The sequence below is a fragment of the Spirillospora sp. NPDC049652 genome (assembly GCF_040675125.1).
In the GTDB taxonomy this organism is placed as follows: domain Bacteria; phylum Actinomycetota; class Actinomycetes; order Streptosporangiales; family Streptosporangiaceae; genus Spirillospora.
Genome location: NZ_JBFAOF010001100.1, coordinates 1 through 2,170, shown reverse-complemented (window position 1 = coordinate 2,170; position 2,170 = coordinate 1). Strand labels below are relative to the sequence as shown.

Sequence of the window (2,170 nt, the reverse complement as noted above, 5' to 3'; positions counted from 1 at the left end):
CCCGCGTCGCGCGGCCTGGACGACGACGCCGCCCGCGACCTGCTCGGCCGCCTCGACCGCACGCACTCGGCGCTCGCGCTGCTCGACGACGCCGCGCACACCGCCCGCTGGCACACCACGCTCGCCTCCCTGGTCGACCGCGACGGCCTGCACGGGATCATCGAGGGACGCCTCACCCGGCTGCTGCTCGACACCGGGATCCTCACCGACGTGGCCGACCGGATGGCGCGGGCGGTGTCGTCCGGCGCGGAGCCCGTCCGCGCCGCCGCGTGGGTCGAGGGGTTCCTGTCGGAGGGCGGGCTGGTGCTCGTCCACGACGACGCGCTGCTCCGGCTGGTGGACGGGTGGATCGCGGGACTGCCCGCCGAGGCGTTCACGAACGTCCTGCCGCTGCTGCGCCGCGCGTTCGGCGAGTTCGCGGCGGCCGAGCGGCGCGCGATCGGCGAACGGGTCCGGCACCTGTCCGACCCGCCGACCGCCCGGCCGGGCGACGACCCCGTCGACCCGGTGCGCGCCGCGCCCGCGACCGAGACCGTCCTGAGCATCCTCGCCACGGGAGCCGACCATGCCTGACCCCACCGGCACGCCGGACACCCCGGCCCCCTCTGGCCCTGTCTCCTCCGGCCCCGCCGCCGCGGACGCGGACCGGCTGCGGCGCTGGCGGCTGGTGCTCGGCGGAGACGCCGCCGACGGCACCGGCGTGACGCTGACCGGCGACGACGCGCGCATGGACGGCGCACTCGCCAAGCTCTACGGCGCCGGGGACGGCGCACGCTCGCGGCCGGGCCGGCGCGGGGCGGGGCTCGGCGACTCCGCGCCGTCGGTCGCGCGCTGGCTCGGCGACATCCGCGAGTACTTCCCGTCCCCGGTCGTGCGGGTCATGCAGAAGGACGCGATCGAGCGGCTCGACCTCACCCGGCTGCTGCTCGAACCCGAGCTGCTGGACGCCGTCGAACCCGACATCCACCTGGTCGGGACGCTGCTGTCGCTGAACCGGGTGCTGCCCGACCGGGCCCGCGAGTCGGCGCGCGCGGTGGTCCGCGCGCTGGTCCGGCGGCTGGAGGAGCGGCTCGCCGAGCGCACCCGGTCGGCGGTCGGCGGCGCGCTCGACCGGGCCGCCCGCTCGGCCCGTCCCCGCCGGCCGTCCGAGGTGGACTGGGACCGGACGATCCGCGCGAACCTCCGCCACCACCGGCCGGACCGGGGCGGGCTCGTGCCGCAGCGGCTGGTCGGGCACGGGCGGCGCGGCCGGGCCGTCCGCCGCGACGTGGACCTCTGCGTCGACCAGTCGGGCTCGATGGCCGCGTCCGTGGTGTACGCGAGCGTGTTCGGCGCGGTGCTGGCGTCGGTGCGGTCGGTCCGCACGTCGCTGGTCGCGTTCGACACCTCCGTCGTGGACCTCACCGCCCGGCTGCACGACCCGGTCGAGCTGCTGTTCGGCACCCAGCTCGGCGGCGGCACCGACGTCAACCGCGCGCTCGCCTACTGCCAGGGCCTGGTGACGCGTCCGAACGACACCGTCCTGGTGCTGGTCACCGACCTGTACGAGGGCGGCGTACGGGACGAGATGCTGCGCCGCGCGGCCGCGCTGTCCGGCGCGGGCGTCCAGGTGATCGTGCTGCTGGCGCTGTCGGACGAGGGGACGCCGTCCTACGACCACGACAACGCCGCCGCGCTCGCAGCGCTCGGCATCCCCGCGTTCGCCTGCACCCCGGACGCCTTCCCGGACCTGATGGCCGCCGCGCTGGAGCGGCGCGACGTGTCGTCGTTCGGCGACCCGGCCGCCCCGCCACCTGGACCCGCCGCAGGTTAGCGCCGGTCGCGGGCGCCCCAGAGCAGCAGGGCGACGGCGAGCCCGGCCATCGCCGCCTGCAGGACCAGGGAGGACACCGGCACCGAGAGCCACAGGCTCCACGCGCCCCACAGCATGACCCGCACGATCCGGACGGCCGTGACCGTCCGGATCGCGCCCCGTCCGCCGCGCCAGGCCGCCGGGACGGCGACGAAGGTGATGACCGCGAGCACCGCGAAGGAGGCGGCGCCCACGAACAGCAGCGCCCCGGTGGGCCCGGCGCTGAGCTCGGGCTGGGCGACGAGGGCGGCGAGGCCCGCCACGTCGCCGGTCGCCAGCAGGCTCGCGAGCGCGAGGCCCGCCGCCGTCGCCCACGAC

3 protein-coding genes are annotated in these 2,170 nt (G+C 77.4%); 2 read left to right on the top strand and 1 reads right to left on the bottom strand.

Annotated elements, in window-relative coordinates:
• Together AB0J52_RS37385 and AB0J52_RS37380 are read left to right on the top strand one after the other, a co-directional pair.
• Positions 1–573: DUF5682 family protein (locus tag AB0J52_RS37385; RefSeq protein WP_500187685.1), on the top strand; the 573-nt coding region annotated here is incomplete at its 5' end.
• The gene (locus AB0J52_RS37380) at positions 566–1,813 is read left to right on the top strand and encodes a vWA domain-containing protein (RefSeq protein ID WP_500187683.1); all 1,248 of its coding nucleotides are present in this window, start codon (positions 566–568) and stop codon (positions 1,811–1,813) included. The genes AB0J52_RS37385 and AB0J52_RS37380, both read left to right, overlap by 8 nt.
• On the opposite strand, the gene AB0J52_RS37375 is transcribed toward AB0J52_RS37380, so the two are convergent.
• Positions 1,810–2,170, bottom strand: a 361-nt coding sequence (locus tag AB0J52_RS37375) for a hypothetical protein (RefSeq protein ID WP_500187682.1), incomplete at its 5' end; no start/stop codon positions are given. The two genes, AB0J52_RS37380 and AB0J52_RS37375, sit on opposite strands and share 4 nt — an antisense overlap.